23 protein-coding genes are annotated in these 24715 nt (G+C 59.1%); 3 read left to right on the plus strand and 20 right to left on the minus strand.

The window, feature by feature from the left end:
- Positions 1–4 precede the first annotated feature (4 nt).
- The 8 genes from smc to gdhA all read right to left on the minus strand — a co-directional run bounded on the left by smc (position 5) and on the right by gdhA (position 9695).
- Complete coding sequence (gene smc, locus WG939_RS02040) at positions 5–3442, minus strand: chromosome segregation protein SMC (RefSeq protein WP_339981910.1); 3438 nt, start codon at positions 3440–3442, stop codon at positions 5–7.
- A gap of 59 nt (positions 3443–3501) precedes the next feature.
- Positions 3502–3774, minus strand: coding sequence for an acylphosphatase (locus WG939_RS02045; protein ID WP_339981912.1), 273 nt, complete (start codon positions 3772–3774; stop codon positions 3502–3504).
- Between the two features lie 52 nt (positions 3775–3826).
- Positions 3827–5266: an alanine/glycine:cation symporter family protein gene (locus WG939_RS02050; RefSeq protein ID WP_339981914.1), complete on the minus strand. Its 1440-nt coding sequence runs from the start codon at positions 5264–5266 to the stop codon at positions 3827–3829.
- 80 nt (positions 5267–5346) lie between these two features.
- Entirely contained in the window at positions 5347–6177 is an 831-nt protein-coding gene (gene mutM, locus WG939_RS02055; RefSeq protein ID WP_339981916.1) for a bifunctional DNA-formamidopyrimidine glycosylase/DNA-(apurinic or apyrimidinic site) lyase, read from the minus strand.
- Positions 6177–6908: a ribonuclease III gene (gene rnc, locus WG939_RS02060; RefSeq protein ID WP_339981917.1), complete on the minus strand. Its 732-nt coding sequence runs from the start codon at positions 6906–6908 to the stop codon at positions 6177–6179. The genes mutM and rnc overlap by 1 nt, the downstream gene beginning before the upstream one ends.
- Positions 6905–7375, minus strand: a complete 471-nt coding sequence (locus tag WG939_RS02065; RefSeq protein WP_445227863.1) for a YceD family protein — start codon at positions 7373–7375, stop codon at positions 6905–6907. Before WG939_RS02065 ends, rnc begins: the two co-directional genes overlap by 4 nt.
- Before the next feature lie 51 nt (positions 7376–7426).
- Complete coding sequence (locus WG939_RS02070) at positions 7427–8134, minus strand: DivIVA domain-containing protein (RefSeq protein WP_339981921.1); 708 nt, start codon at positions 8132–8134, stop codon at positions 7427–7429.
- 214 nt (positions 8135–8348) lie between these two features.
- Positions 8349–9695: an NADP-specific glutamate dehydrogenase gene (gene gdhA / locus WG939_RS02075; RefSeq protein WP_339981923.1), complete on the minus strand. Its 1347-nt coding sequence runs from the start codon at positions 9693–9695 to the stop codon at positions 8349–8351.
- Between the two features lie 364 nt (positions 9696–10059).
- Here gdhA and WG939_RS02080 point away from each other — a divergent pair, with 364 nt between their 5' ends.
- On the plus strand, positions 10060–11130 hold the full coding sequence (locus WG939_RS02080) for a glycerate kinase (protein ID WP_339981925.1): 1071 nt from the start codon (positions 10060–10062) through the stop codon (positions 11128–11130).
- Here WG939_RS02080 and WG939_RS02085 read toward each other — a convergent pair.
- Positions 11127–11480, minus strand: coding sequence for a hypothetical protein (locus tag WG939_RS02085; protein WP_339981927.1), 354 nt, complete (start codon positions 11478–11480; stop codon positions 11127–11129). The two genes, WG939_RS02080 and WG939_RS02085, sit on opposite strands and share 4 nt — an antisense overlap.
- A gap of 31 nt (positions 11481–11511) precedes the next feature.
- On the opposite strand from WG939_RS02085, the gene WG939_RS02090 reads away from it, so the two are divergent.
- The gene (locus tag WG939_RS02090) at positions 11512–12849 is read left to right on the plus strand and encodes a DUF4921 family protein (RefSeq protein WP_339981929.1); all 1338 of its coding nucleotides are present in this window, start codon (positions 11512–11514) and stop codon (positions 12847–12849) included.
- A 36-nt stretch (positions 12850–12885) separates the two neighbouring features.
- Positions 12886–14139 carry an amidohydrolase gene (locus tag WG939_RS02095; protein WP_339981931.1) on the plus strand — a complete coding sequence of 418 codons (1254 nt, stop codon included), beginning with the start codon at positions 12886–12888 and terminating at the stop codon, positions 14137–14139.
- Here the strand turns inward: WG939_RS02095 and WG939_RS02100 are convergent.
- The 11 genes from WG939_RS02100 to hisH form a co-directional block, all read right to left on the minus strand.
- Entirely contained in the window at positions 14108–14791 is a 684-nt protein-coding gene (locus tag WG939_RS02100) for a GntR family transcriptional regulator (RefSeq protein ID WP_339981933.1), read from the minus strand. The two genes, WG939_RS02095 and WG939_RS02100, sit on opposite strands and share 32 nt — an antisense overlap.
- Before the next feature lie 27 nt (positions 14792–14818).
- Positions 14819–17422, minus strand: a complete 2604-nt coding sequence (gene glgP / locus WG939_RS02105) for an alpha-glucan family phosphorylase (RefSeq protein WP_339981935.1) — start codon at positions 17420–17422, stop codon at positions 14819–14821.
- 53 nt (positions 17423–17475) lie between these two features.
- Positions 17476–18903, minus strand: coding sequence for a pyruvate kinase (gene pyk, locus WG939_RS02110; RefSeq protein ID WP_339981937.1), 1428 nt, complete (start codon positions 18901–18903; stop codon positions 17476–17478).
- Positions 18904–18936: 33 nt separating this feature from the next.
- The gene (lgt, locus tag WG939_RS02115; protein ID WP_445227864.1) at positions 18937–19797 is read right to left on the minus strand and encodes a prolipoprotein diacylglyceryl transferase; all 861 of its coding nucleotides are present in this window, start codon (positions 19795–19797) and stop codon (positions 18937–18939) included.
- Between the two features lie 55 nt (positions 19798–19852).
- Complete coding sequence (trpC, locus tag WG939_RS02120; protein ID WP_339981941.1) at positions 19853–20659, minus strand: indole-3-glycerol phosphate synthase TrpC; 807 nt, start codon at positions 20657–20659, stop codon at positions 19853–19855.
- A 119-nt stretch (positions 20660–20778) separates the two neighbouring features.
- Complete coding sequence (locus WG939_RS02125) at positions 20779–21402, minus strand: TIGR02234 family membrane protein (protein ID WP_339981943.1); 624 nt, start codon at positions 21400–21402, stop codon at positions 20779–20781.
- A complete protein-coding gene (hisI, locus tag WG939_RS02130) occupies positions 21390–21752 on the minus strand; it encodes a phosphoribosyl-AMP cyclohydrolase (RefSeq protein WP_339981945.1) in 363 nt (120 codons plus the stop codon). The genes WG939_RS02125 and hisI overlap by 13 nt, the downstream gene beginning before the upstream one ends.
- Positions 21749–22513 carry an imidazole glycerol phosphate synthase subunit HisF gene (gene hisF / locus WG939_RS02135; RefSeq protein ID WP_339981947.1) on the minus strand — a complete coding sequence of 255 codons (765 nt, stop codon included), beginning with the start codon at positions 22511–22513 and terminating at the stop codon, positions 21749–21751. Before hisF ends, hisI begins: the two co-directional genes overlap by 4 nt.
- Positions 22510–23313 (minus strand): inositol monophosphatase family protein, encoded by an 804-nt coding sequence (locus WG939_RS02140; protein WP_339981949.1) that lies wholly within the window; start codon positions 23311–23313, stop codon positions 22510–22512. Before WG939_RS02140 ends, hisF begins: the two co-directional genes overlap by 4 nt.
- 8 nt (positions 23314–23321) lie before the next feature.
- On the minus strand, positions 23322–24059 hold the full coding sequence (priA, locus tag WG939_RS02145) for a bifunctional 1-(5-phosphoribosyl)-5-((5-phosphoribosylamino)methylideneamino)imidazole-4-carboxamide isomerase/phosphoribosylanthranilate isomerase PriA (RefSeq protein ID WP_339981951.1): 738 nt from the start codon (positions 24057–24059) through the stop codon (positions 23322–23324).
- An 11-nt stretch (positions 24060–24070) separates the two neighbouring features.
- Positions 24071–24703, minus strand: a complete 633-nt coding sequence (gene hisH, locus WG939_RS02150; protein ID WP_339981953.1) for an imidazole glycerol phosphate synthase subunit HisH — start codon at positions 24701–24703, stop codon at positions 24071–24073.
- Between the last annotated feature and the right edge of the window lie 12 nt (positions 24704–24715).

Genomic DNA, 24715 nt, shown 5'->3' on the forward strand with positions numbered 1-24715 from the left:
GCCCTTAAGTTGTAGCAGGACTCATGCGCTGGCTGATAACACGGGTGACGCCGTCACCTCGCATGGTAACGCCGTACAGGACATTTGCCACGTCCATCGTGGGTTTTTGGTGCGTAATGACAATGAGCTGGGAGTTTTCTCGCAGCTTTTCAAACAGAGCGATGAGGCGACGCAGGTTGGTATCGTCCAGCGCCGCTTCGACCTCGTCCATGACGTAGAACGGGCTCGGGCGAGCCTTGAAAATAGCGACCAGCATGGCCAGCGCGGTCAACGACTTTTCACCACCCGACAGCAAGGTCAGGCGCTTAACTTTCTTTCCAGGCGGGCGCGCTTCCACTTCGATGCCGGTGGTGAGCATGTCCTCTGGGTCGGTGAGCACTAGGCGTCCCTCGCCACCCGGGAACAGCGTGGAGAATACGGCTGGGAATTCGCGCTCGACGTCGTGCCACGCGTCGGTGAATAGCTGCAGGATTTGCTTATCGACGTCTTCGATCACATCCGTCAGGTCCTGGCGAGCTTTCTGCACGTCGGCTAGCTGACCAGCCAGGTACTCATAGCGTTCTTCGAGAGCCTTGAACTCTTCGAGAGCAAGCGGATTGACCTTACCCAACGAGGACAGCGCCTTCTCTGCCTTCTTCAGGCGCGCAAGCTCCAGCCCCTTGTCAAAGTCTTCCCCTGGCGCGTACTCGCTGAGCAGCACCTCTACCGGCACGCCAAGCTGTTCCTCCGCCTGAGCGTGTGCTTCCTCAATGCGCACCTGTGCCTGCGAACGAGCGATGTCCGAGGCGTGCTTGGAGTCACTGATCTTGTTCAGCTGCAGCTGGAGTTCGCGAGCCTGTTCCTTCAATTGGGCTAGCTTTGCGACCAGCGCGCTCTTGTTCTCCGCGGTCTGCGTCTTTCCTGCCTCCGCGCGCACGACAGCATCGGCCACGCGGTCCTTGATCAGGATTGCGTTTCGCTCCACAGCTTTCGCCAGTTCCGTGGCGGCCCGGCGCGATGCCATCGCTGCCTCGTGGCGAGCTTTGGCTTGGCGTTCGTGTTGTGCCTGACGCCGCAGCTGATCTGCTCTGCCACGGGATTGCCCGGCGCGCTCTTCGGCGGTGCGCAGGGACAGGCGCGCTTCCATGTCCATGGCTTTGATTTGGTTGAGCGCTGCTTGGGCCTCGTCGCGTTCCTCGGTGGACGGTTCCTCTTCGTCCTGATCCTCTACTCGGGCGAGACGGTCGAGAGTCTCGTCGAGTTTCTGCTGTGCCTCGATCGCACGCAGCTCTGCTTGTTGCACCCGCGCGGCCATGCGTTCGTGTTCGTTCTTGCTGGCTGTTGCCTGCTTCTCAAGGCGTGCAGCATCGCGTTCCAATGCCCCCAGGTGGGTATCGTGTTCCCGCAACGCGGACTTGGCGCCGGCTGCTGCTACGCGGGCTTCTTCCGCGGTCTGCACGGCTCCCTCAAAGGTGCCTGCGATGTCGGACAGTTCGGCTTTTGCCTTCTCCAGCTCTGCCTTTGCCTCTGCGATGTGCGCTGCAGTTTCTACCGCATTAGTACCGGAACCGACGGCCACCCAGCCTTCACCCCGAAGCTGCCCGTCGAGCGTCACGGCGCGCAGGCGTGGGTCCTGCTCCACGACGGTCTGGGCGAGCGCAGGGTCGGTGACCAGCACGACGTCGGCAAGCAAGCGCGTGAGGGGGCGCACGAAACGCTTATCGACGTCCACCTCGTCCAGCAGCCACGCGGCTCCCTTTGGGAGTTTCGTGTCCATGCGCCACTCTGGGTGCTCGGAGGCTTCGATGAGCACGGTGCGGGTGATGTCCTGGGAGCCGATCTCTTGCAGGGCTTGTGTGAGATTGGTGCCGCTCAAGGCTTCCGCGATCGGGCCGAGAGCTGCGGAAAGTGCGGTTTCACGTCCCTTGTGCGGGGTGATGATGTCCGTGATTGGCGACCATCCGTCGAGGCTGACGTCGTGCTTCGGCGCGGTCTGCTGAAGCGTTTCAATGCGAGATTCCCATTTGGATACCGCACGTTCCAGGTCGCGCTGCTGGGTGCGCAGCTGTTCGAGTCGGGACTCAGCGGCGCCGGCCTCTGCAGCTGCCCGGGTATGTGCGTCCTCCAATGGCTGACGAGCCTTGCGCAGCTCAGCCATTTCCTCGGCCAGGGTGCTTTGCTCCCCTGCAGCCTTCTGAGCGCGCTCCAGAGTCAGCTCCAACTCTTCCGCCAAGCGCTCAGCCTCGGCCTGGCTGGTGGCTACCTGGGCGCGGTGGGTTTCTTCGGCAGCGAGCAAACGCACAACGCCTTCACGACGGTCCGCAATGGCTCGCACCCTAGCCAGGTGTTCCTTGTCCGCTTGTTTCAGAGCGTCTTCGCGCTCTTCCACCTGTTCGCGGATGGATTCCAGGCGCTCACGTGCAATATCGACTGCCTGATCGAGTTCTGCCTGTTGCTTGTCAGCTTGCTCGGCGCGACGTTCCAGATCCTCCGGATCCGGGCCGCTGTAGGGCACCTCGGGACTAGCCTTCGCGCGGTCAGCTGCGATGCGAACAGTGGCGGACACACGCTCTGCCAGCGCGGACAGCTGAAACCACAAATTTTGAGCGTTATCAGCTTCCTTGGTGGCTTGCTCCACCAATGCCTCAAGCTCCATGGACTCGCCGGTGGCCTCTTCCAGCTGCTCGGTGAGGTTATCCACCTGTTCTTTGAGCATCTTGGCCTGGGCCTCGGCACCCTCGAGCTTCTCCTGGAGCTCCACCAGGTTTGCACCGGCGATGCGCAGGCGAGCATCCCTTACCTCAGCCTGGACTGTCGCAGCCTTCTGCGCAGTTTCCGCCTGGCGGGCCAGCGGCTTGAGCTGACGCTTCAACTCATCAGTGAGGTCCTGCAAACGATCAAGATTCGCCTGCATGTTGACCAGCTTGCGCTGGGCTTTTTCTTTGCGACGGCGGTGCTTGAGCACGCCGGCGGCCTCTTCGATGAACGCTCGGCGCTCCTCCGGACGAGACTCGAGGATCTGAGCCAGACGCCCCTGCCCCACGATGACGTGCATTTCCCGGCCAATACCCGAGTCGGACAGCAGCTCCTGCACGTCCATCAGGCGGGCCTTTGCGCCATTGATCTCGTATTCGCTAGCGCCGTCGCGGAACATCCGCCTGGTGACGGAAACTTCCGAGTAGTCGATCGGCAGTGCGCCATCAGAGTTATCGATAGTAAGCGTGACTTCGGCGCGACCGAGAGGCTTACGGTCACCCGCGCCAGCGAAGATGACATCTTCCATCTTGCCGCCGCGCAGCGTCTTAGCGGAATGCTCTCCCATCACCCAAGCCAAAGCGTCCACAACGTTGGACTTACCGGACCCATTTGGGCCGACCACGGCGCAAATGCCGGGTTCGAATTTTAGGGTCGTCGCTGACGCGAAGGACTTAAAGCCTTTGAGGGTCAACGATTTCAGGTGCACCTAAGAGATGATAACACCGCCCGGATTTGGCTATGAGCACTGTCAAATTCTGCGCTCGCCTATCTAATCTCGAACCCGCTGACTCCCCTTGGCTCAAGCCATTGCTCTATGACTGTCTCGACGCGCCCCGGAGTGTTTCCGCTGCGGAGCCACGCGAGGAGTTCTTCACATTGGGGTCGTGTGCCTTCAGCTACTACGCACACTCGACCGTCCACTAGGTTTGTAGCTCTTCCAGCTAATCCGATTTCAAGCGCCCGGGAGCGGGTACGCCAGCGGAATCCGACGCCTTGGACGTCGCCAAGCACAAATGCGGTGAGTCGGGAAACTGTCATGTGTAACAGGCTAAAGCAAAAGGATCCCTCGAAAGGGATCCTTCAGGAGATTTTAGCGGTGCGTGATCGGGTCAGACCCGTCCCAGCACTCCATGCCTTCCCAGCCACGGATGCCCTTGACATCGTCGCGGTGGAAGACGGGGTTGAGGCCCTGCTTGCGCTGCTCGGCAAAGTTCTTCAGCAGAGCGACCGCGATGCCGCCCATTGGGAGGATGGCCAGCAGGTTCACGGTGGCCATGAGGCCGGAGAAGGTATCGGCAAGCGCCCACACGAGTGGAACGGATCCGATAGCGCCACCGAAAACGCACACGACAACGAGTGCACGGAAGACGTTGAGAACGGTCTTGCTTTCGGAGAGGAACTCGATGTTGCTCTCGCCGTAGTAATAGTTGCCAATGACGGAGGAGAACGCCAAGAAGACGATCACCATGGTGAGGAAGTGAATGCCCCAGGCACCGACGTTGGAGGCGAGTGCGTTCTGGGTCATCTGCATGCCGGTGAGCTCTGGATCGATGTCGCCGCGGGCCAGCAGGATGATGAATGCGGTGATGGAGCAGACGATGATCGTGTCGAAGTAGACACCGAGGGTCTGGATCAGGCCCTGCTTTACTGGGTGGGACACAGATGCGGTGGCCGCTGCGTTTGGTACGGAACCCATACCGGCCTCGTTGGAGAACAGGCCACGCTGGACACCCTTCATGATGACCGTACCTAGGGTCGCACCGGCGAACTCACGAATGCCGAAGGCATGGGTCCAGATGGACCACACCATGCCTGGGATCTTGTCAGCGTTGATCGCAAGCACGAGGAAACCAATGACGATGTACATTGTCGCCATGACAGGCACGATGACCTGTGTGAACTTAGCAATGCGCTGGACGCCGCCGAAAATAATCACCCCGGTGAGCGCAGCCAGCACCGCACCGACGATAATCTTCGTGGTCATTGGGTTGGTGTCGAAGGACTCCACCATTGCCTCGGAAATGGAGTTGGACTGGACGGCGTTGAACACAAAGCCATAGGTGACGGTGATGAGCACGACGAACAGCGCCGCTGCCCACTTCAGCTTCCACACCTTGGTGATGTAGTAGGCAGGGCCACCGCGGTAAGAAGCGTGGTCCTTGACCTTGAAGGCCTGGGCGAGAGTAGATTCGACGAAGGAGGTCGCGCCACCCATGAGGGCGAGCATCCACATCCAGAACACCGCACCCGGACCACCGGTGGCGATTGCGATGGCGACACCTGCGACGTTGCCGGTTCCCACGCGCGACGCTGCGGAAATCGTAAACGCTTTGAAGGCAGAGATTCCCTTTTGGCCATCTGAGATGTCCGAAGGCTTCTCAGTGACAGCCTTGAACATGTCAGGGATATAGCGGATTTGAACCAGGAAGGTGGTAGCGCAGAACCACAGGCCTGCGCCGACTAAGAGAACGATCATGAACTTCCAATAGTGTTCATTAAACGTCTCGACGTATGTTTGGATGTTTTCCATAGGGGTAGAGTAACCGGAACTTAACGATATTTAGCAACTCGAGCGTTAGGCTAAGCCATAACCGAGGCCGAATTCCCGCGTCAAAGTCGCTGACACTCCGGACAAAAGTGAGACCCGCGGTTCGCGAATTGCTCCCGTACAATCAGCGTCCCGCAGCGCAGGCACGGTCTCCCCTGCTGCCCATAGGCATTGAGCGACCGCGAGAAGTATCCGGATTGACCGTTGACGTTCACATACAAGGAATCAAAGGAGGTGCCGCCCTGTTCTAAGGCACGGCGCATGACATCTTGGCCAGCTTCCAACAAATCCGACACTTCCGATTCAGCCAAGGCAGACGCCGGAGTCTCACCGTGTATCTGCGCCTGCCAGAGCATTTCATCGGCATAGATGTTTCCGATACCCGACACGACCGTCTGATCCAGCAACACTCGTTTGATCCCGGACCGCTTGGCACGAATCCGTCTCACGGTGTCAGTTATGGAAAATGCAGGCTCCAGCAGATCAGGTGCCACATGGGTCACTAACTCCGGCACCCCATCCACCAACTCGCCCATATGCCAATAGCCAAAGGTGCGCTGGTCCACGAACCACAGCTCGTCTCCGGAATCCATGACGGCCCACGCTCGCAAATGCTTATGAGCCTCGGGCGAGCCAGACTTGATCAGCATCTGCCCGCTCATCCCGAGGTGTACCAAAAGGGCACCAGCAGACGTATCGAGCCACAAGTATTTACCACGTCGACCAATACCGTCAACGTGTGCCCCGGCCAGGCGTGCCTCTAGCTCGGCACCGCCTCCGGGTTGGCGCCGTGCGGTGCGGGGATGGAGGACTTTAGCCGTCGCAAAGCGCTTGCCGACGACATGGTCCAGCAATCCACGCCGCACGACCTCAACTTCTGGCAGCTCGGGCATTAGCGAATCGCGAGGAAGGCCTCGTGGGCGGCTTGCTGCTCGGCGAGCTTCTTGTTCTGCCCGGTACCGGTACCACGCTTGACGCCATCGATGAGGACGTGGGAGGTAAACACCTGGTCGTGGTCGGGGCCACTCACCTCGGACTCGTAGACGGGAGCCGGCAGCTTCTTTTCGGCCACCTTTTCTTGCAGAGTGGTCTTCCAGTCCTGGTGCAGGCCGCGCGCAGATGCGTTGTCGATCTTGTGCTTGAACAGGCGCAGGATCACATCGCGGGCGGTCTCGAAGTCATGCTGGCGGTAAATCGCGCCAAAGAGAGCTTCGGTGGTGTCCGCGAGGATGGAGTCCTTGTTGCGACCGTCGGTGCTGTCCTCCCCCTTACCCAGGAGAATATGCTGGCCAAGGTCAATTTCGCGAGCAATGTCAGCCAGACCATAACGGCTGACAATGGAGGCGCGCATCTTGGAAATATCCGATTCCGGGCGATCCGGGTACTGCTCGTACAGCTTGGTGGCCACGGACAGGCCCAGCACGGAGTCCCCGAGGAACTCCAGGCGTTCGTTGTTCGGCAGCATGCCGTTTTCGTTGGCAAAGGAACGGTGGGTCAGGGCGTGGCGCAGGTTGTCATCGTCCAGCTCGACACCAAGGTGCTGCAGCAGTGGCGCATGGTCGACTGCTGCAAAGGCCGCGCCCCAGGCTTCCTCACCCGTGACGCGTTGCTTTTTACGACTCACTTAAACTTCTCCAGTCCGGCCCAGCGAGGATCTGGGCGGTCTTCCTCACCGGACACCCCGTCCGGCGCCGGCACGTCAACATCTGGTGCTTCAAGACCAAAGTACTCGCAGGTCGGGTTAAAAGGCAGATCGAGTCCCACCGCATCGATCACCGTTTGTGTGAGGTCAATGTTGTCGCCGACCACCATCGGGATCTCGTCGTCCTCATCAGCCTCATCACCTTGGATAAAGGTATCGGTGGCGGCGAAGACTTCATTGACGGAAATCTCGTAATCCGGATTGAGCTCGACGAGCGTCCGAGAACACTGCCCCTTCAGCTGGGTCTTGATCAAAGCATCGACCATGATGCCCTCGCCCAGCGGCGTCAGCGTCGCTTCCACAGTCACCGGGGTCCCCGGCTCAATGGCGATCATCTGCACGCCGATGCGCTCCGTCGCTTCACCGGTCTGAGTGCGTTGTTCTGGCATGCCACTGCCTCGCAGCAAGGCTGCGACATTAAATACGAATGGATTGGACACTTAGACTTCCTCACGGTGGCCGCTGGCACCTGCGCCGCGGCGGATCGCAGCACGGTCGCGGGATACGGCACGCAAAGTAGCAGAAAGCGAGTCCTCAAATTCTGCCAATTTTCCATCGACATAGACATCGCATTCCTGGCGAAGACGATTGGAATCGGTATGAGCGGCATCGACCACACGATGCGCCTCCTCATTAGCCCGCTTCACGACCTCCGACTCAGACACCAGTCGGTGCTGCTCAGCCAGGCCTTCCTCCACCGCGCGCTCGTAAGAATCGCGGGCCTGCTTCTCCAGGCGCTCGGCCTCCGCCGTCGCACGGTCCACCATCATTGCGGCGTTGCGGCTTGCGTCTTCCACGATGCGGTCGGCATCCGCCTCCGCCTTCGCGACGGTCGCATGCGCACGATTCTCGGCGTCAGCAAGCATCGCCTCGGAATCCTCACGAGCCCGGGTCACGAGGTCGCTTGCCTCGCGATCCGCAGCATCCACAATGTCGGCAGCCTTGTCTTCGGCGCCACGGATAATCTCGTCACGCTCATCCAGCACATCCTGTGCGTCGTCAATTTCGACTGGAAGAGCGTTGCGGAGGTCGTCGAGAAGCGCCAGCATATCGTTGCGTGGCACCATGCAATTTGCGGTCATCGGCACGCCGTAGGCCTGCTCGACGGTCTGAACCATTTCATCCAAAGCTTCGAAAACGCGGTACATGGTGCCCAGCTTACCTAGGCTCTCCTGGCAAATCGGGTTACACGCGCACCGCGGGAGGGAAAAGTTTCCCGTATTCGGGCAGCCTTTCCTGGGGTTTTGCCACGAAACTGGCCCTAGTGGGGGATGTTTTTCCTCCGCAAAGAAAAGTATCCCGTATTCGGACACGTTGTCCTGGGGTTTTACCCCAAAACCGGCCCAAATACGGGATGTTTTTCTAGATCACGCCTTGCGCGAGCATTGCGTCTGCAACCTTCTTGAAGCCTGCAATGTTTGCACCGATGACGTAGTCACCTTCGTGACCGTATTCGGCAGCGGTCTTTGCGCAGTTCTTGAAGATGCCGGACATGATCTCGTGCAGACGCTGATCGGTGTACTCGAAGTTCCAGGAGTCACGGGAGGCGTTCTGCTGCATTTCCAGTGCGGAGGTTGCCACGCCACCGGCGTTGGCTGCCTTGCCTGGTGCAAAGAGGATTCCGCGCTTGCGGTAGACCTCGATGGCTGCTGCAGTGGAAGGCATGTTTGCGCCTTCGGCGACGAACTTGCAGCCGTTGTCTGCGAGCATGGTGGCGTCTTTGCCACCGAGCTCGTTCTGAGTTGCACATGGTAGGGCAACGTCACATGGGAGGGACCAGATGGAGCCGTCGGTGTGCAGCTTGGAGCCAGGAACTTCGTTGACGTAGGCGGCGACGCGTTCGCGACGAACTTCCTTGATTTCCTTGAGCTTTGCTACGTCGACGCCGTTCGGGGTCTCGACCCAGCCGGAGGAGTCGGAGAACGCGATGACGGTTGCGCCCATCTGCTGTGCCTTTTCCATGGCGTAGATGGCCACGTTGCCGGAGCCGGAGACGATGACCTTTGCGCCTTCGAGGGATGCTCCGTGAGCGGCCATCATTTCCTTGGTGAAGTACACCAGGCCGTAGCCGGTTGCCTCGGTGCGGACGAGGGAACCACCCCAGGTCAGGCCCTTACCGGTGAGGACACCGGATTCGTGCTGGTTAGCAAGGCGGCGGTACTGGCCGAAGAGGTAGCCGATTTCACGGCCACCTACGCCGATGTCACCGGCTGGAACGTCGCGGTACTCGCCGATGTGGCGGTAGAGCTCGGTCATGAAGGACTGGCAGAAGCGCATGACCTCGGCGTCAGACCTACCCTTTGGGTCGAAGTCGGAGCCACCCTTGCCGCCGCCGATTGGCAGGCCGGTCAGGGAGTTCTTGAAGATCTGCTCAAAGCCGAGGAACTTCACGATGCCCAGGTTCACGGATGGGTGGAAGCGAAGGCCACCCTTGTACGGGCCGATGGCGGAATTGAACTGGACACGGAAGCCGCGGTTGACCTGAACTTCGCCCTTGTCATCAACCCAAGGGACACGGAACATCAGCTGACGCTCTGGCTCGCAGAGGCGCTGGATGAGGCCGTAGTCGGCGTAGTGCGGATCCTTCTCGAGCACAATCTTGAGGGAGTCGAGAACTTCAGCTACAGCTTGGTGGAACTCAGGCTCGCCAGCGTTACGCAGCAAAAGCTTGTTGTAGTAGTCGGAGACCTGTGCCTCGATAGACGACATGCTGCATTCCTTTCAACATTCGCACTGCCCCATCGCGCTTAAAACATGCCCATCGGATGGGTAATGTTGAGCACTATGGTTCAGTGCATTCGGATATTGCGACCACCTGCTCGTGAATTACTTCAACCAACAATGTGACGGTGGAAACTTTATCAGAATATTCTTAAACCATTCAGGACCGATTGTGGCATAGCCCCCTTTTAAGGCGATTTTTGAGAGGCTGGTCACATGGTTGTTGACGTGGAAAATTCCAAAAATAGCCCCTGAACATCTCAAATAGCGAAACGGATTGTTCAACATGATTGAGCGGTTCGAGAATAAAATTAATTCTGCAAATATTCAATAGACTGGAAAATATACAAAAATGCGTATCCTCATCGCCCCCGATTCCTTCAAAGGAACTGCCACGGCTCGCGACGCCGCTGAGTACATTGCTGCCGGTATCCAAGAGGTGCTCCCCGATGCGGACATCACCCTTCTCCCCCTAGCTGACGGTGGCGAAGGAACGGCGAGCTGCTTCGCCGGAGAAACCATCACTTTGCCCACCACAGACGCAGCGGGTCGCCTCACCGAAGCCTCCTACATTTACAACTCTGAAACCGAGGAAGCCTTCATCGACGTAGCTGCAGCATCGGGTCTCCCAGCGGTCCTAGACAACCCCGTCCCCACCACAGGGGATACCTATGGCACCGGCGTTCTCATCGCCGATGCCGTCACTCGCGGCTCCCGTCGCATCACACTAGGACTTGGCGGCAGCGCAACTGTCGACGGCGGCACCGGCATTCTGGTGGCCCTCGGAGCCACCGCCATGAACAAAGAAGGACACCCGCTCAGACAAGGCGGAGCTGCGCTCGTGGACTTCGATCACTTCGACACCGCACAGCTCAACATTCCAGCTGCCTCTGTGGAATGGGTCCTCTTGGCCGACGTCACAGCTCCAGCGACTGGCCCTCAAGGTGCCGCGGCGGTATTTGGCCCACAAAAGGGAGCGACTGCTGAAGACGTCGAAAAGCTCGAGGCCGGCCTTGCCACGCTGTGCGAACGATGCAACATTGACCCGAACCGACCTGGTTTCGGCGCAGCGGGTGGCGTCCCCATCGCGCTCACCTGGATGTCCACGCTGCTGCACGGGTCAGAGGCTGCCGTGCATCTTTTGCCCGGCGCGCGCGTGGTTGCGGAATCGATGGGGCTGGCGCAGCACCTTGCCGAGGCTGACCTCGTGATCACCGGCGAGGGGTCGTTCGATGCCCAGTCTGCCATCGGAAAGGTGACCGGGATGGTGCTGGATATGGCTCGGGAAGCGAACGTGCGCTCTGCACTTGTTGCGGGCGGAATTGATGGCGCGCCCGAGGGAGTGCTCACCGCTGAGCTCATTGATGCTGACGTCCGAACCCAGCTTATCGACGCCGGCCGAAGGCTGGCGTCCCAGCTCTAGGAAATGATCACCACGGTCCACGGATACGTCGCAGCCACCTCAAACGCTTCCTCGTTTTCCAGCAGCGTCGGCTCCGCGGGCAGATCAACATGTGGGGTGAGGAGCCTGGCGAAGGTCATCGCCGTGTGGTTCAAGTTGCTGTTGGCATGAACGCTGAATCGCACCATGCGGCGATCCGAGGTGTCGCCTTCGATTTGGTCGCGCAGCTGGGCTTCCACGTCTTCCGCGACGCGGGCATCTTCGATCTGGGTAACGCTCACGCGCATTGCCTCAGCCAGTTGCTGGAAACGCGCAAATAAGCGGGTGATCTCGGCCTCTGGGACAAGGGCATCAAAGACGATTTCAGGCATAACTTCACAGTAGCTAATACCCTTGGAAGGTATGAGCACACCTCTACATAATCGCCCTACTCCCCTGATCACCATGGCCGACGGCACGCTGAAGCAGGTCAATCCCCTCACTGGAACTGAGGTGTGGACTGTTCCGGGCCGCGGCAATCGACCGCTGTCCACGCCGTCGCAAGATCCGAAGCCACTTTCCGCTGAGGATCACACCACGGCCTGCGCGTTTTGCTCCGATCGTCTGCTTAATACCCCTCCGGAGAAGGCACGCATGGTGTGCGAAGACGGCACCTGGTTTTCCCGTCCGGGCCTGCTTCCTTCCCAGCTAGATCAAAGCGTCGCGGAGTTTCGTCGCGTACCGAATCTCTTTGAGATCGTGTCCTTTGATTACTGGAAGGAAAACTACGGTTTCCAGATTGATCCCGAGACCACACTGCGGATGCAGGAATATCTCGCGGATCCCGCAGGCCGAGAGCATGTGCTCAGCATCGTTAAGACCCGCATGAAGGCTAGCGGCATGTCCGCCGAGGACCTCGAAGCATTCACGGAGGACCAGCTGCTTGAACGCGCCGGAGGCTATTTCGCCGGCGGACACGATTTGATCATTGGTCGACGCCACTTTGTCGACGGCGCCACGCATGATGACCAATTGGCGTCGTCAGGCACGCTTTCGGTGGACGAGCACCGCGCGCTGATCAAGTTCACCGTTGAAGCGGTGGCCGACCTTTATGCACGCAACCGCTACGCGCCATACGTCGCGGTATTCCAGAACTGGCTGAAGCCAGCCGGCGCGTCTTTTGATCACCTGCATAAGCAGCTCGTTGCCATCGATGAGCGTGGCGTTCATGCCGAAGAGGAAATTACTCGCCTGCGCGCAAACCCGAATATGTACAACGAGTGGGCCGTCGACTTTGCGAATTACCACAACCTGATCATCGCGGAGAACGACTACGCGGTCGCTTTCGCTGGTTTTGGCCACCGCTACCCAACCCTGGAGATATACTCCAAGTCCGCCACCGCCGAGCCATGGCTCCAAAGCGACGAGGAAATTGCCGGCATGAGCGATTTGATGCACGCCTGCCACGCCGCCACCGGCGCAAACGTTCCGTGCAATGAGGAATGGCACCACAAGCCAATCGACCTCGATATCCCAATGCCGTGGCGAGTAATGATCAAGTGGCGCGTATCAAACCTCGCTGGGTTCGAAGGTGGCACGAAGATCTACCTCAACACCCTGTCACCACAAAACATCCGCGACCGTGTGGTGCCAAAGCTGTTTGAACTGCGGGAGCAAGGCCACATTGCCCAGGACATCCGCATCGCTACAGAAGCTCATGTTGAGCGAAACAGCCTGAAGTACAACCCCGTCCTGCGTTAAAGTGGTCTGAAACACAGAAAGGACCGTTTCTCCACCGTGACTGACATTGCCTCCCTGCTCGCCTCCGCCTCCACCGATCTCGCTTGGCAGCGTGACTTCTATCGGGACCTACACACGCACCCTGAACTTTCAATGCAAGAGGAGCGCACCGCCAACCGAATCCAGGCAAAACTCGCCGACTTTAATTGCGAGGTGACCTCCGGCATCGGCGGCCATGGCATTATCGCGGTATTTCGCAACGGGGACGGTCCCACCGCCGTCATGCGCGCCGACTTCGACGCCCTCCCAGTAGAGGAAGCAACGGGCGTCGACTATGCATCCGTCGCTGAGGGAGTCACCCCGCAGGGCGTACGCACCAAGCTCATGCACGCCTGTGGCCACGACATGCACACCACCGCTCTCCTCGGCTGCTGCGCGCTTCTCGACGACATGCGCGAGCATTGGTCAGGCACCTTTGTTGCCCTGTTCCAGCCTTCCGAAGAAAACGGTGCAGGCGCGCTGGCCATGGTAAATGACGGATTGAAGCACGTCATGCCTCAACCAGACGTGGTGTTTGGCCAGCACATCGGGCCTGGTGCAGCCGGAACGATCATGTCCATGCCTGGCCCTGCGCTCGCTGCTGCGGACACCATTCGGATCCGTATCTTTGGCCGGTCTTCGCATGGTTCCATGCCGCACTTGTCGATCGATCCAACTTTCGTCGCTGCGATGATCGTCGTTCGTCTGCAAGCCATTGTGGGCCGAGAAATTCCGCCATCTGAGTTCGCTGTGGTCACCGTCGGCACCTTGTCTTCTGGCAACTCAAACAACACGATTCCGGCCACCGCAACTTTGGTGCTCAACTGCCGTACCTACAACGATGCCATCAAGCATCACCTCTACTCGGCCATTGAGCGCGTCGTTCGTGCCGAATGCCAGGCGTCGGGTTGCCCGCAAGAACCAACCTTCGAGTACACCGACCACGCTCCACTGACCGACAATTCAGTCGAAGTCTTTGACAAGGTGCGCGGACACTTTGATGCGGTCTTCGGCGCTGACTCCATCGATCTGAAGCCATGGACTGCTTCCGAAGACTTCTCCCAGGTCCCGCGCGCATTCGGTGCGCCTTACCTGTACTGGATGGTGGGCGCTACTCCACGCCCGCAATGGGAAGCAGCCGTCGCCGCTGATCGCGTGGCGGAAGATATTCCTTCCAACCACATGAGCACCTTCCTCCCTGACTTTGAGCCAACGGTGAAGGCCTCGAATCTGGCTGCTGCTACTGCTGTGCTGAGTTATTTAGCGAAATAGGAAAAGTCACGCCCTCAAGCACCGCCATCGTCTCTGTGAGGTGGCGGGCATTAACGCTGATTAGCTCGGCAAGGTCTCCCTTTTCCACAGCTGCCAGCAGCTGAAAGTGCTGCTCATTCGCCACGGCCATGAGCTCCAACTTCGTATTCAGTGCAATGGTGATGTACGGGCTGGCTGCCATGAGCAGGTGTCCGGTTACTCGCGATGTCCAGGAATCATCAAGCCCTAGGAACAAGCGGTGGAATTTTTGATCGTAGTCGCAAAACTCCACTGGATCCGTCTGCGCAGCCATTTGGTCGCACAGCTGTCGAGCCTGCTCGACAGTGCCGGCTAGGCGCCCTTGCGTCCTACGCAATTGCATTGGCTCAATTACTTGTCGCAGCGCATAGATCTCCTCCGCTGCTGCAAGATTCAGAGTGGTGACAGTGGTCCCTTTGTGGGCTTCCGAGCGAGCGAGACCATCTTGCTCAAGCCGTCGAATGGCCTCTCGGACCGGCGTGATCGACACGTCGATCCGGTCTGCCCACTCGGATTGAACGATGTGCGCACCTCCGGGAAGCTCGCCGGAAGTGATCGCACGTCGCAGTGCGTTATACGCAATTTGAGCCTGTGTGACAGGGTGAGCGCTAGTCGCTGGGTCGAGTGGACTCATACGACCTACCTTACCCTGACCCATGAATTAATAGAACTTGACGAGGCCTAATTCCGCCGGGCTCGGCAAAAGCTGGTGACGCGGAACCACTCGCACAGTGTATCCAAGGTCGCCAGGCTCATGAATTGGTACCTCGGCCCAGTAACGTCCCTCGCCGTTATCCTTCATCACTGCCACCGTTGGGTCGATGAAGTTTCCGTCTTGATCCGTAGCGCCGACAATGGCCTGAACCTCGACGTCGTTATCGGTCAGCATACCCAGCTCGACATCCACTGAGATGTTGGCTGGCTCACCGGAAGTGATCGCACGCTCCCAGTTGGTTGCGTTACCGATCTGCAAGTCGGAAAGACGGATATTTGGCCAGCCCTGGTAGACACGTTCCTTCCAGTTGACGAACTGCTGCGCAGCGTCGTGGTCGCCCTGGATAATTCGTGCAGCGTGGTTGGCTGGACGGTAGTACTGCTCGGTGTAGTCGCGGACCATACGAGTACAGGTGACCATTGGGGACAGCGTAGTCATGGAACGACGGACCATGGACAGCCATTCGCGAGGAACTCCAGCATCGTCACGGTCGTAGAACATTGGCACGATCTCGTGCTCCAGCAGGTCGTAGAGCGCCTCTGCTTCCAGCTGGTCGCGGAACATCTGGTCATCGGTGTCGACGGTCGGAATGGTCCAGCCGTAACCTTCCTGAGGCATTTCGTCCCACCAGCCGTCAGAAATGGACAGCGTCAAGCAGCCGTTCATTACGGCCTTCATGCCGGAGGTGCCGGAGGCTTCCTGTGGACGAACCGGGTTGTTCAGCCAGATGTCGGAGCCGGATACCAGGTAGCCTGCCAATCCGATGTCGTAGTCAGGCAGGAACAGGAAGCGATCGCGCAGGCCAGCTTCGTCAGCAAAGCGGACGATTTCCTGCATGAGCTTCTTGCCGCCCATGTCGTGCGGGTGAGCTTTACCTGCAATGACGAACTGAACTGGGCGCTCTTCGTTCAGCAGGATCGTGCGCAGGCGCTCAGGATTCTTCAGCATCAGAGTCAGGCGCTTGTAGGTGGATACGCGTCGGGCAAAGCCAACGGTCAGTACGTTCGGGTCGAGTACACGGTTGGTCCAGCTCAGCTGCGCCTCGAATCGACCACGCTTGATGCCGGACTGCTTGACGGCATTTCGAGCAACACCGACGAGGTCTGCGCGGAGCTTGTTTCGAGCCGCCCACAGTTCCTCATCAGACACAGAATCCACATTGGTCCACTGGTCAGCTACCGCGAGGTCCTGGCCGTCGGCAAAGCGCTCAACGATCGCGAGCATCTCCGGCTTCGTCCAGGTCGGCAGGTGAACGCCGTTGGTCACCGATCCGATCGGCACCTCGTGAGGCTCGAAGTTGTGGTACAGCGACGCGAACATCTCGCGGGACACAACGCCATGCAGCTTTGCGACGCCGTTGGCGTTCTGCGCCAGGCGCAGGCCCATGTGTGCCATGTTGAAGCGGTGCGGATCCTGCTCCTGACCGAGCTCCAGGCAGCGATCAAGCGGCACACCAGGGACCAGGCGCTTGTCCTCTGGCAACCCTTCGCCCAGGTAGCGACGAACCAGGTTCATGTCAAAGCGGTCGATACCGGCAGGAACTGGGGTGTGAGTGGTGAAGATGCTTGCTGCACGGACCTGGGACAGCGCAGCGTCGAAGGACATGCCTTCGTTCATGCGTTCTCGGATGCGCTCCAGGCCGAGGAAGCCGGCATGGCCTTCGTTGAGGTGAGCCACGCGAGGATGTGCGAGGCCACGGGCGTCGCAAAATGCGTTGACTGCGCGAACGCCACCGACGCCAAGGACCAGTTCCTGACGGACACGGTGCTCGCTGTCGCCACCGTAGAGGCGGTCTGTCACGTTCTGCATCTCAGGTGGGTTTTCAGGAATGTTGGTGTCCAGGAGCAACAGCGGGATTCGTCCAACTGCAGCTACCCACAGGGCGATGACGATGTCGCGACCTTCTGGGAAAGCGACGGAGACCTTGAGCTGGTTGCCCTTTTCGTCGAGCACTGGCTCGACCGGGAGCTTGTGTGGGTCGTGGTATTCGTAGTGCTCTTCCTGCCAGCCATCGCCGGACAGGTACTGGGTGAAGTAGCCGTAGGAGTACAGCAGGCCAACACCGATGAGTGGGACGCCGAGGTCCGACGCAGACTTCATGTGGTCGCCGGAGAGGACGCCGAGGCCACCGGAGTAAATCGGAAGGCTTGGGTGAATACCGAATTCCATGGAGAAGTAGGCGGCGATTGGGTCGGCTGGGCCGAGGTCGCTCTCCCCTACGGTTGCCTGGTCAGCAATCTGGTGCTGAGCGTGAGTGTTTTGGTACCAGAAGGTATCCTGCAGGTATGCGTTCAGGTTCTCTTCTTCTGCACGTACCTTGGATACGTAAACCTCGTCTGCCGCGAGCTCCTGCAGGCGATCTGCGGAAGCTTCCATCAGCATGCGACGAGGGTTTTCGTCGAAGTCGCTCCACTTTTCAGGATCGATAGCCTTGAAAAGTTCGCGAGTTTCACGTCGCCATGACCAACGCAGATTCATGGCGAGACGCCACAGCGGGGTCAAGGCGACGGGGACACTTTGGACTACATTTACGGAGTTCGAAGGTTTCACGCCTTCAACTCTGCCACAAAGTGACAAATCCGCGACTTGAAGAAGTCCAAAAGTTAGTACTTCAACTCGCTGACATCCTCGCCCAGCATGTGAACGTGGATCATGTTGGTGTTTCCTGGCTCTCCAGGAGGGGTACCCGCGACAACAACCATAACGTCGCCCTCGTCGTACTCGTCCATCGCCAGTAGCGCCTTGTCTACTTCCACCATCATGGCGTCGGTAGAACTGACTCGTGGGCACAGGAAGGTCTGTGCACCCCACGTCAGTGCCAACTGGGAGCGAACGGCAACCTCAGGGGTGAAGACCAGCAGCGGCAAGCGGCTGTGCAGACGTGCGAGGCGCTTAGCCGTGTCACCAGAGGTGGTGAAAGCAACCAGTGCCTTGGCGTTCAGACGCTCAGCGATATCGCGCGCAGAGTAAGAGAGCACACCGCGCTTGGTGCGTGGAATGTGCGTCAAACCAGGGGTAACGCCGTTGGCTTCTGCAGCCGTCACAATGCGCGACATGGTGCGGACAACGTTCTGTGGGTCCTTGCCCACGGAGGTCTCACCGGAGAGCATGACGGCATCCGCGCCATCGAGGACAGCGTTTGCGACGTCTGAAGCCTCAGCACGGGTTGGACGAGAGTTTTCGATCATCGAGTCCAGCATCTGGGTTGCCACGATGACAGGCTTGGCGTTTTCACGGGCAATCTGGATGGCACGCTTCTGCACGCCTGGGACGTCTTCCAGCGGAACCTCCACGCCAAGGTCGCCACGGGCAACCATGATGGCGTCGAATGCCAGGATGATGGATTCCAGGGCTTCCACAGCCTCCGGCTTTTCCAGCTTGGCGATGACCGGCACGCGTCGGCCTTCCTCGTCCATGATCTTGTGGACGAGCTCGACATCAGCTGGGGAACGAACGAAGGACAGCGCGACGAAGTCGACGCCCAGACCGAGTGCGAAGCGCAGGTCACGGATGTCCTTTTCGGAGAGTGCAGGAACGGAAATGTTCATGCCTGGCAGCGAAACGCCCTTGTTGTTGGAGACAGGGCCACCCTCGACGACCTCACACACGACGTCGTTGCCTTCAACGGCGACGCACACCAGACCGACCTTGCCGTCATCGACAAGGAGGCGATCGCCTGGTTTCGCGTCCTTAGCCAGTTCCTTGTAGGTGGTGGATACACGGTCGTGGGTACCGGGGACATCATCTACGGTGATGCGAATAGTCTCGCCGGTCTCCCACACGGTTGCACCGTCGACGAAGCGACCGAGACGAATCTTTGGACCCTGCAGGTCGGCAAGAACGCCGATGGCCTGACCCGTCTCATCGGTGGCCTCGCGAACCCACCGGTAATTCTGTGCATGATCTTCGTGTTCGCCGTGCGAGAAGTTCATTCGCGCGACGTCCATTCCGGCCTGCGCAAGACCGAGAATGCCTTCCTTGCTTGCCACTGCCGGACCGAGCGTACATACAATCTTTGTTCGTCTATTCACAGCCCCCACCCTAGTCCGGTTGGAGTTCACCTGCTACAAAACTTGGGGTTCAGGTGAGCGATCAGCCATTGCAGCCCGACGATTTAGCAAGATCACAACGATCAGCGACACGGCGAAAAGCACAGCCGAGGTGATCGTATTTACGCGAAGCCCAAAAACATGGGTTGCAGGATCGCTACGCATCAGCTCGATCCAGAAGCGCCCCGCTGTATAACCGGCGATGTACAGCCAAAATACTCGACCACGATCGAGCTGGAAGCGTTTGTCTGCCCACAGCAACAGCACACAAATGAGGACATTCCACAACAGCTCGTAGAGGAAAGTCGGGTGGACAACATACAGCACTTCTCCGGTCGAGCGACCGGTTAACGGCGCGAGGGCACCATTGGCATCGACACGGTAATAAATCTCAAGCCCCCACGGCACATCGGTCGGGCGACCGTACAGTTCCTGGTTAAACCAGTTTCCTAGCCTGCCGATGGCTTGGGCCAAGATGATTCCGGGGGCCGCGGCGTCGGCAAGCGGTGCGAATTTCAGTCCGCGCAGGCGCATCATGATCCAGACACACAGCGCACCCAACGCAACCGCGCCCCAGATGCCTAGGCCACCGTTGGTGATTTTGAGGGCGTCGACGGGATTACAGGTATCGCAGAAGTACTGGTCATTGTCGGTGATGACATGGTAGATACGGCCACCTACGATGCCCGCTGGCACTGCGATTAGTGCTGCATCCATCACCACTTCCCCATCGCCACCACGAGCAATGTACCGGCGCTTGGTCAGCCAAATTGCCACCAGGATGCCGGCAACAATGCATAGTGCGTAAGCGCGAATGGGAATTCCCGCGACGTGCCACACGCCCTGCGGAGGAGATGGAAGGTAAGCCAGATTCATCACGCACACTAGTGTGCCTTACCCAGATGGGTTTCGCTCCCATTACCCCTTAAATTTAGCGAGCTGTAGGGGTGGCCGGGTGTTGGCCGACCGCGACCATTGTGCGAACCAGCGTCATTGGTTCGGGTGCGGTTACGAGGGATTCGCCGATGACGACAGCGTCCGCACCGGCACTCGCATAGAGGCGCAAATCCTTTGCGTTCCGGACACCGGACATCGCAATGCGGATGGTTTCCCGAGGCAGACCTGGAGCGATCTCGCCGAAGGCACTCGGGTTCATCGTCATGGAGTGCAAGTTACGTGCATTGACTCCAACTACCTTCGCGCCCGCTTTGATTGCTCGGTTCGCGTCCTCGGGAGTATGCACTTCCACGAGCGCGGTCATGCCGAGAGACTCAATGCGGTCAAGAAGCGATTCAAGACGTGCCTGGTCAAGGGCGGAGACAACCAGAGGAACCATGTCGGCACCGTAATAACGGGCCTCATGGATTTGGTACGGGTCGACGATGAAATCTTTGCTCATCACAGGCACAGAGACTGCTGCTTTCACCGCTGCCAAGTCCTCAAGTGAGCCCATGAATCGTCGGCGTTCAGTCTGACAACCAATGATTCGGGCGCCACCAGCCTCAAACTGGATCGCAAGATCAGCAGGTTGTTCGATTTGCGCGATCTGTCCGCGACACGGCGTGGCGCGCTTGATCTCGGGAATGACGCCACATCCTGGCTGCATCAGAGCACCAAACGCATCGCGGGGTGGTTCCACAGCCCGCGACATCGCCTTGATCTCTTTGAAAGACACCCTGGACTCACGATAGGCGACGTCTTCCACGACGCCTTGAATGATTTGCTCGAAAACGGACATCGTTCAGTCACGTCCTTCGGCGCAAATCCGCAGTTTCTTGGTGCACGCTTTTAAGGCTAGTCGGTCAGTGTCTAGGGTTAAAATCGTTTCCGCACCGACTGCCTAGCCAGCAGCTTTATCTAAACACGATCCGTAGGATCAACGTCCGCATCTAGCGCGTCCCACATCAGGCGTGGTGAGTCAGGGTCTTCGGACAGATCGTCGGCCAGCTTTTCCTCGCGGGCCTTCTTTACCTCATAGGTGCTGGCCCGGGTCTTATCTTCCCCAGGCTTAAGCAGCAGCAAAATCGCAGCCAATAGTCCCAGCGCGCAGCCAAGCAATGCGAGGATTGGGCCAAGGTTGTTCACGGAAATATCTGTGATCTGTGCCCATTGGGTCACCGTGATGGGCTTATTCTGTTGCTGCGAGGCCGCGCCACTGGTGAGCAGTTCCTTCACCCGCTCGGGCTGCGCCCCGTAAAGCAGCACTTCCAGTGGTCGCCAGCTGGCAGCTGCGGCAGCGAAGGCAGCGATGCCTGCCACGATCCGGCGACCGGTGCGTCGCAAAGCTAGCGTTGCGACGACCGCAGCCAGCAATACCAGCGCCACCGCGGTCATCTCGGTGGACCAGACAGCACCGACGATCTCGTGGTTGGCGTCGCCGGACTTGTCGTCAAAGACGGCGACCTTGAGCCACGTCAGTCGGGAAGCTCCCCACAACACAGCACCGGAAAGACCCAGGAGTAGCGTTCCTACTTTGCGCACGGCAGCTCCCTATCATCGAAGCAGGTGCGGGTTCCGGTGTGGCAGGCTGCGCCGGTTTGCCGAACCGTCATGAGCAGGGTGTCACCGTCGCAGTCAGCCGCGATGCTCACTACTTCTTGCACGTGCCCTGAGGTTTCTCCCTTGATCCAGTAGCTGTTGCGAGACCGAGAGAAGTAGGTGCCCCGTCGGGTACTCAGCGAGTGCGCCAACGCATGAGAATCCATCCACGCCATCATGAGGACTTCTTTTGTGCCCGCAGCCTGGACGATGACGGGGATGAGCCCGGCGTCATTAAATTTCAGGGCGGCAGCTAGCTGAGGATCGAGATCAAACGTTGCGGGATCGCTCATCGACGCACCTCATATCCAGCATCTGCCAGCGCATCCTTCACTTCAGACACAGCAACGGTGCCGAAGTGGAACACCGAAGCCGCGAGAACCGCATCTGCACCAGCTGCGACAGCTGGCGGGAAATGCTCGGCTGTACCTGCACCACCGGAAGCAATCACTGGAATGGACACTGCAGCACGGACTTTTTCAATGAGTTCGATGTCGAAACCATCCTGGGTGCCATCGCCATCCATGGAATTAAGCAGGATCTCCCCCGCCCCCAGCTTTTCGCCCTGGCGTGCCCACTCCACTGCGTCCAGTCCAGCCGACTTCGTTCCACCGTGGGTGGTGACCTCAAAGCCTGAAGGCTGATCGGTAGCGCGACGGGCATCGACGCTCAGCACGATGCATTGCGCACCAAAACGTCGGGACAGCTCGGCGATGAGTTCAGGTCGGTGAATAGCGGAGGTGTTGATGCTCACCTTGTCTGCGCCAGCACGCAGCAGCTCGTCCACATCTTCCTCACTGCGGACGCCACCGCCCACGGTCAGCGGAATGAATACTTGATCAGCCGTGCGTCGCACGACGTCAAGCATCGTTCCACGCCCTTCCTTTGACGCGCTCACATCCAGGAAAGTCAGCTCATCGATTCCCTCAGTGCCATAGCGAGCTGCGAGTTCAACTGGATCTCCCGCATCGCGGAGGTTGTCAAAGTTTACGCCCTTGACCACACGACCACGATCAACGTCCAAACATGCAATAACTCGTACGGCAACAGTCATGCCTTGTATTCCTCCTCATCGCAGATCTGATTGATGGTAGCCAAGATCTCTCTATGAATATTCTTCGCCCCCACCACGAGACCTACCGAATGAGGCTGCCACGGCTTGCCTTCCAAGTCAGTTGCCGTTCCCCCGGCAGCCTGCACCAGCAGCACACCGGCAGCATTATCCCAGGCAAAAGGGCTGAAGGTGACGGAACCGGCAAAAATTCCCAATGCTGTAAACGCCGTATCGACGCCTACGGAGCCGGTTACCCGAAGTCGGGTGTGGGACCGGACCAAGTCGGCCATGAGTTCGCGGCGTAATGCCAGCTGTGGGGTTTCCGAATCAATGGCGATCTGAGACCCCAGGCCGATCTGCACCAACTGTGGGACCGGAGTACGAAGCTTCGGCTGAGGTTTTCCATTAATCATCAGCGGGGAGCCCTCAAACGCAGTCAGGCGTTTGCCCATTGTGGGCAGCGAGCACAATGCAACGATCGGACGTCCTTGGTGGAGCAAGCTCACCAGGATCGCACACATCGGATTGCCGGCGGCATAATTCGAGGTTCCGTCAATCGGGTCGACGACCCACACCACTGGATCATCGAGGCTGCCTCCACCTTCCTCGCCATAGACAGGAATACCGGTCATGGTGGTGAGCTCGCGTCGCAGCATGAGCTCGATTTTTAAGTCCGCGGTGGTGGCAAAATCATAAGGGCCTTTGGCTACGCGTTCAGCGACACCGAGCCCGGCAAGAAACTCTTTCTCGCAGTCATCTACCACGGCCTCGGCGATGGCCAGCAGCATTCGCGCATCCATGAGGCGACTTAATTCTTCGCTACTGCAGCGAGTGCTTCAGGCAGGGTGAAACGCTTTTCGTACAGTGCCTTGCCGATAATTGCGGAGTCGATACCTTCGTCCTCATACTGTGCCAGAGCGATGACGTCGTCAAGCACCGAAATGCCACCGGATGCGACGACTGGGGCGTCGGTGGCAGCTGCGACGTCGCGAAGCAGTTCGATGTTGGGGCCGGTCAGTGTGCCGTCCTTGGAGACATCCGTGACCACCAGTCGAGAGACACTTTGAGAGGTGAGTCGCTCGAGGACTTCCCACATGTCACCGCCATCGGACACCCAGCCATTCCCCTTCGCACGCCACTCGCCGTCGACCTCGCGCACATCCAGGCCGATGGCGACGCGATCGCCATACTTCGCGATCACTTCACCACACCACTGCGGGTTCTCCAGCGCTGCGGTACCGATGTTCACTCGTCGCGCACCGGTTGCCAGTGCCCGCTCCAGGGAGGCATCGTCGCGGATACCGCCGGTGAGCTCAACGTTGATGTCCAGCTTTCCCACCACTTCTGCCATCATTTCGTGGTTGGATCCCCTGCCGAAAGCAGCGTCCAAATCGACGAAATGCAGCCACTGCGCGCCCTGCTCCTGCCACATGAAAGCAGCTTCCAGAGGGGTGCCGTACACCGTCTCAGAACCAGCCTCGCCTTGGTGGAGGCGAACTGCCTTGCCATCGACGACATCAACTGCGGGAAGAAGAGTGAAAGTCATAGTACTGAAGTTTAGAGGCTCCGGACCCAGTTTTGCAGCAGCTTCAGGCCCACATCCCCCGACTTTTCCGGGTGGAATTGGGTTGCCCACAGTGCACCGTTATCTACGGCCGCCACGAAGCGATCTTCTTCATGGCTCGCCCATGCCACCCTTGGCGCCGTGGTGAGGCCATCGGTGGTCAGCTGCCAGTCTCGAACACCGTAGGAGTGCACGAAGTAAAAACGGTCATCCGCATCGATTCCCTCGAACATCGGGGAATCGGCCGGTGCTTCCACAGTGTTCCAGCCCATGTGCGGCAGGATGCGGGCGGAAAGCTTCTCGACGCGCCCCGGCCACTCACCGCAGCCCTGCGAGGTCACCCCGTGTTCCACACCTTCCTCAAACAGAATCTGCATGCCTACGCAGATGCCGAGCACTGGGCGACCGCCGGCAAGACGCTCCCCAATGAGGCGCGGGCCTTGGACCTTCTTCAGTCCCTTCATGCAGGCATCGAACGCGCCCACACCTGGCACCAGCAGGCCATCGGCCTGCAAAACAGTCTGAGGATCATTAGTGACGATCACTTCTCCTCCGACGTGTTCCAACGCTCGCTGAGCTGATCGAATGTTTCCGGAACCGTAGTCAAGCAGGGCGATCGTAGTCATGCCCGTTATTGT

This window comes from Corynebacterium sp. H130 (assembly GCF_037572395.1).
In the GTDB taxonomy this organism is placed as follows: Bacteria; Actinomycetota; Actinomycetes; order Mycobacteriales; family Mycobacteriaceae; genus Corynebacterium.

Coding starts and splice junctions, on each gene's coding strand:
- WG939_RS02045 (WP_339981912.1), bottom strand. CDS start 3,774: ATGACAGTTTCCCGACTCACCGCATTTGTGCTTGGCGACGTCCAAGGC.
- WG939_RS02050 (WP_339981914.1), bottom strand. CDS start 5,266: ATGGAAAACATCCAAACATACGTCGAGACGTTTAATGAACACTATTGG.
- mutM (WP_339981916.1), bottom strand. CDS start 6,177: ATGCCCGAGCTGCCAGAAGTTGAGGTCGTGCGGCGTGGATTGCTGGAC.
- WG939_RS02065 (WP_445227863.1), bottom strand. CDS start 7,375: ATGCCAGAACAACGCACTCAGACCGGTGAAGCGACGGAGCGCATCGGC.
- WG939_RS02070 (WP_339981921.1), bottom strand. CDS start 8,134: ATGTACCGCGTTTTCGAAGCTTTGGATGAAATGGTTCAGACCGTCGAG.
- gdhA (WP_339981923.1), bottom strand. CDS start 9,695: ATGTCGTCTATCGAGGCACAGGTCTCCGACTACTACAACAAGCTTTTG.
- WG939_RS02080 (WP_339981925.1), top strand. CDS start 10,060: ATGCGTATCCTCATCGCCCCCGATTCCTTCAAAGGAACTGCCACGGCT.
- WG939_RS02085 (WP_339981927.1), bottom strand. CDS start 11,480: ATGCCTGAAATCGTCTTTGATGCCCTTGTCCCAGAGGCCGAGATCACC.
- WG939_RS02090 (WP_339981929.1), top strand. CDS start 11,512: ATGAGCACACCTCTACATAATCGCCCTACTCCCCTGATCACCATGGCC.
- WG939_RS02100 (WP_339981933.1), bottom strand. CDS start 14,791: ATGAGTCCACTCGACCCAGCGACTAGCGCTCACCCTGTCACACAGGCT.
- lgt (WP_445227864.1), bottom strand. CDS start 19,797: ATGAATCTGGCTTACCTTCCATCTCCTCCGCAGGGCGTGTGGCACGTC.
- trpC (WP_339981941.1), bottom strand. CDS start 20,659: ATGTCCGTTTTCGAGCAAATCATTCAAGGCGTCGTGGAAGACGTCGCC.
- hisI (WP_339981945.1), bottom strand. CDS start 21,752: ATGAGCGATCCCGCAACGTTTGATCTCGATCCTCAGCTAGCTGCCGCC.
- hisF (WP_339981947.1), bottom strand. CDS start 22,513: ATGACTGTTGCCGTACGAGTTATTGCATGTTTGGACGTTGATCGTGGT.
- WG939_RS02140 (WP_339981949.1), bottom strand. CDS start 23,313: ATGGATGCGCGAATGCTGCTGGCCATCGCCGAGGCCGTGGTAGATGAC.
- priA (WP_339981951.1), bottom strand. CDS start 24,059: ATGACTTTCACTCTTCTTCCCGCAGTTGATGTCGTCGATGGCAAGGCA.
- hisH (WP_339981953.1), bottom strand. CDS start 24,703: ATGACTACGATCGCCCTGCTTGACTACGGTTCCGGAAACATTCGATCA.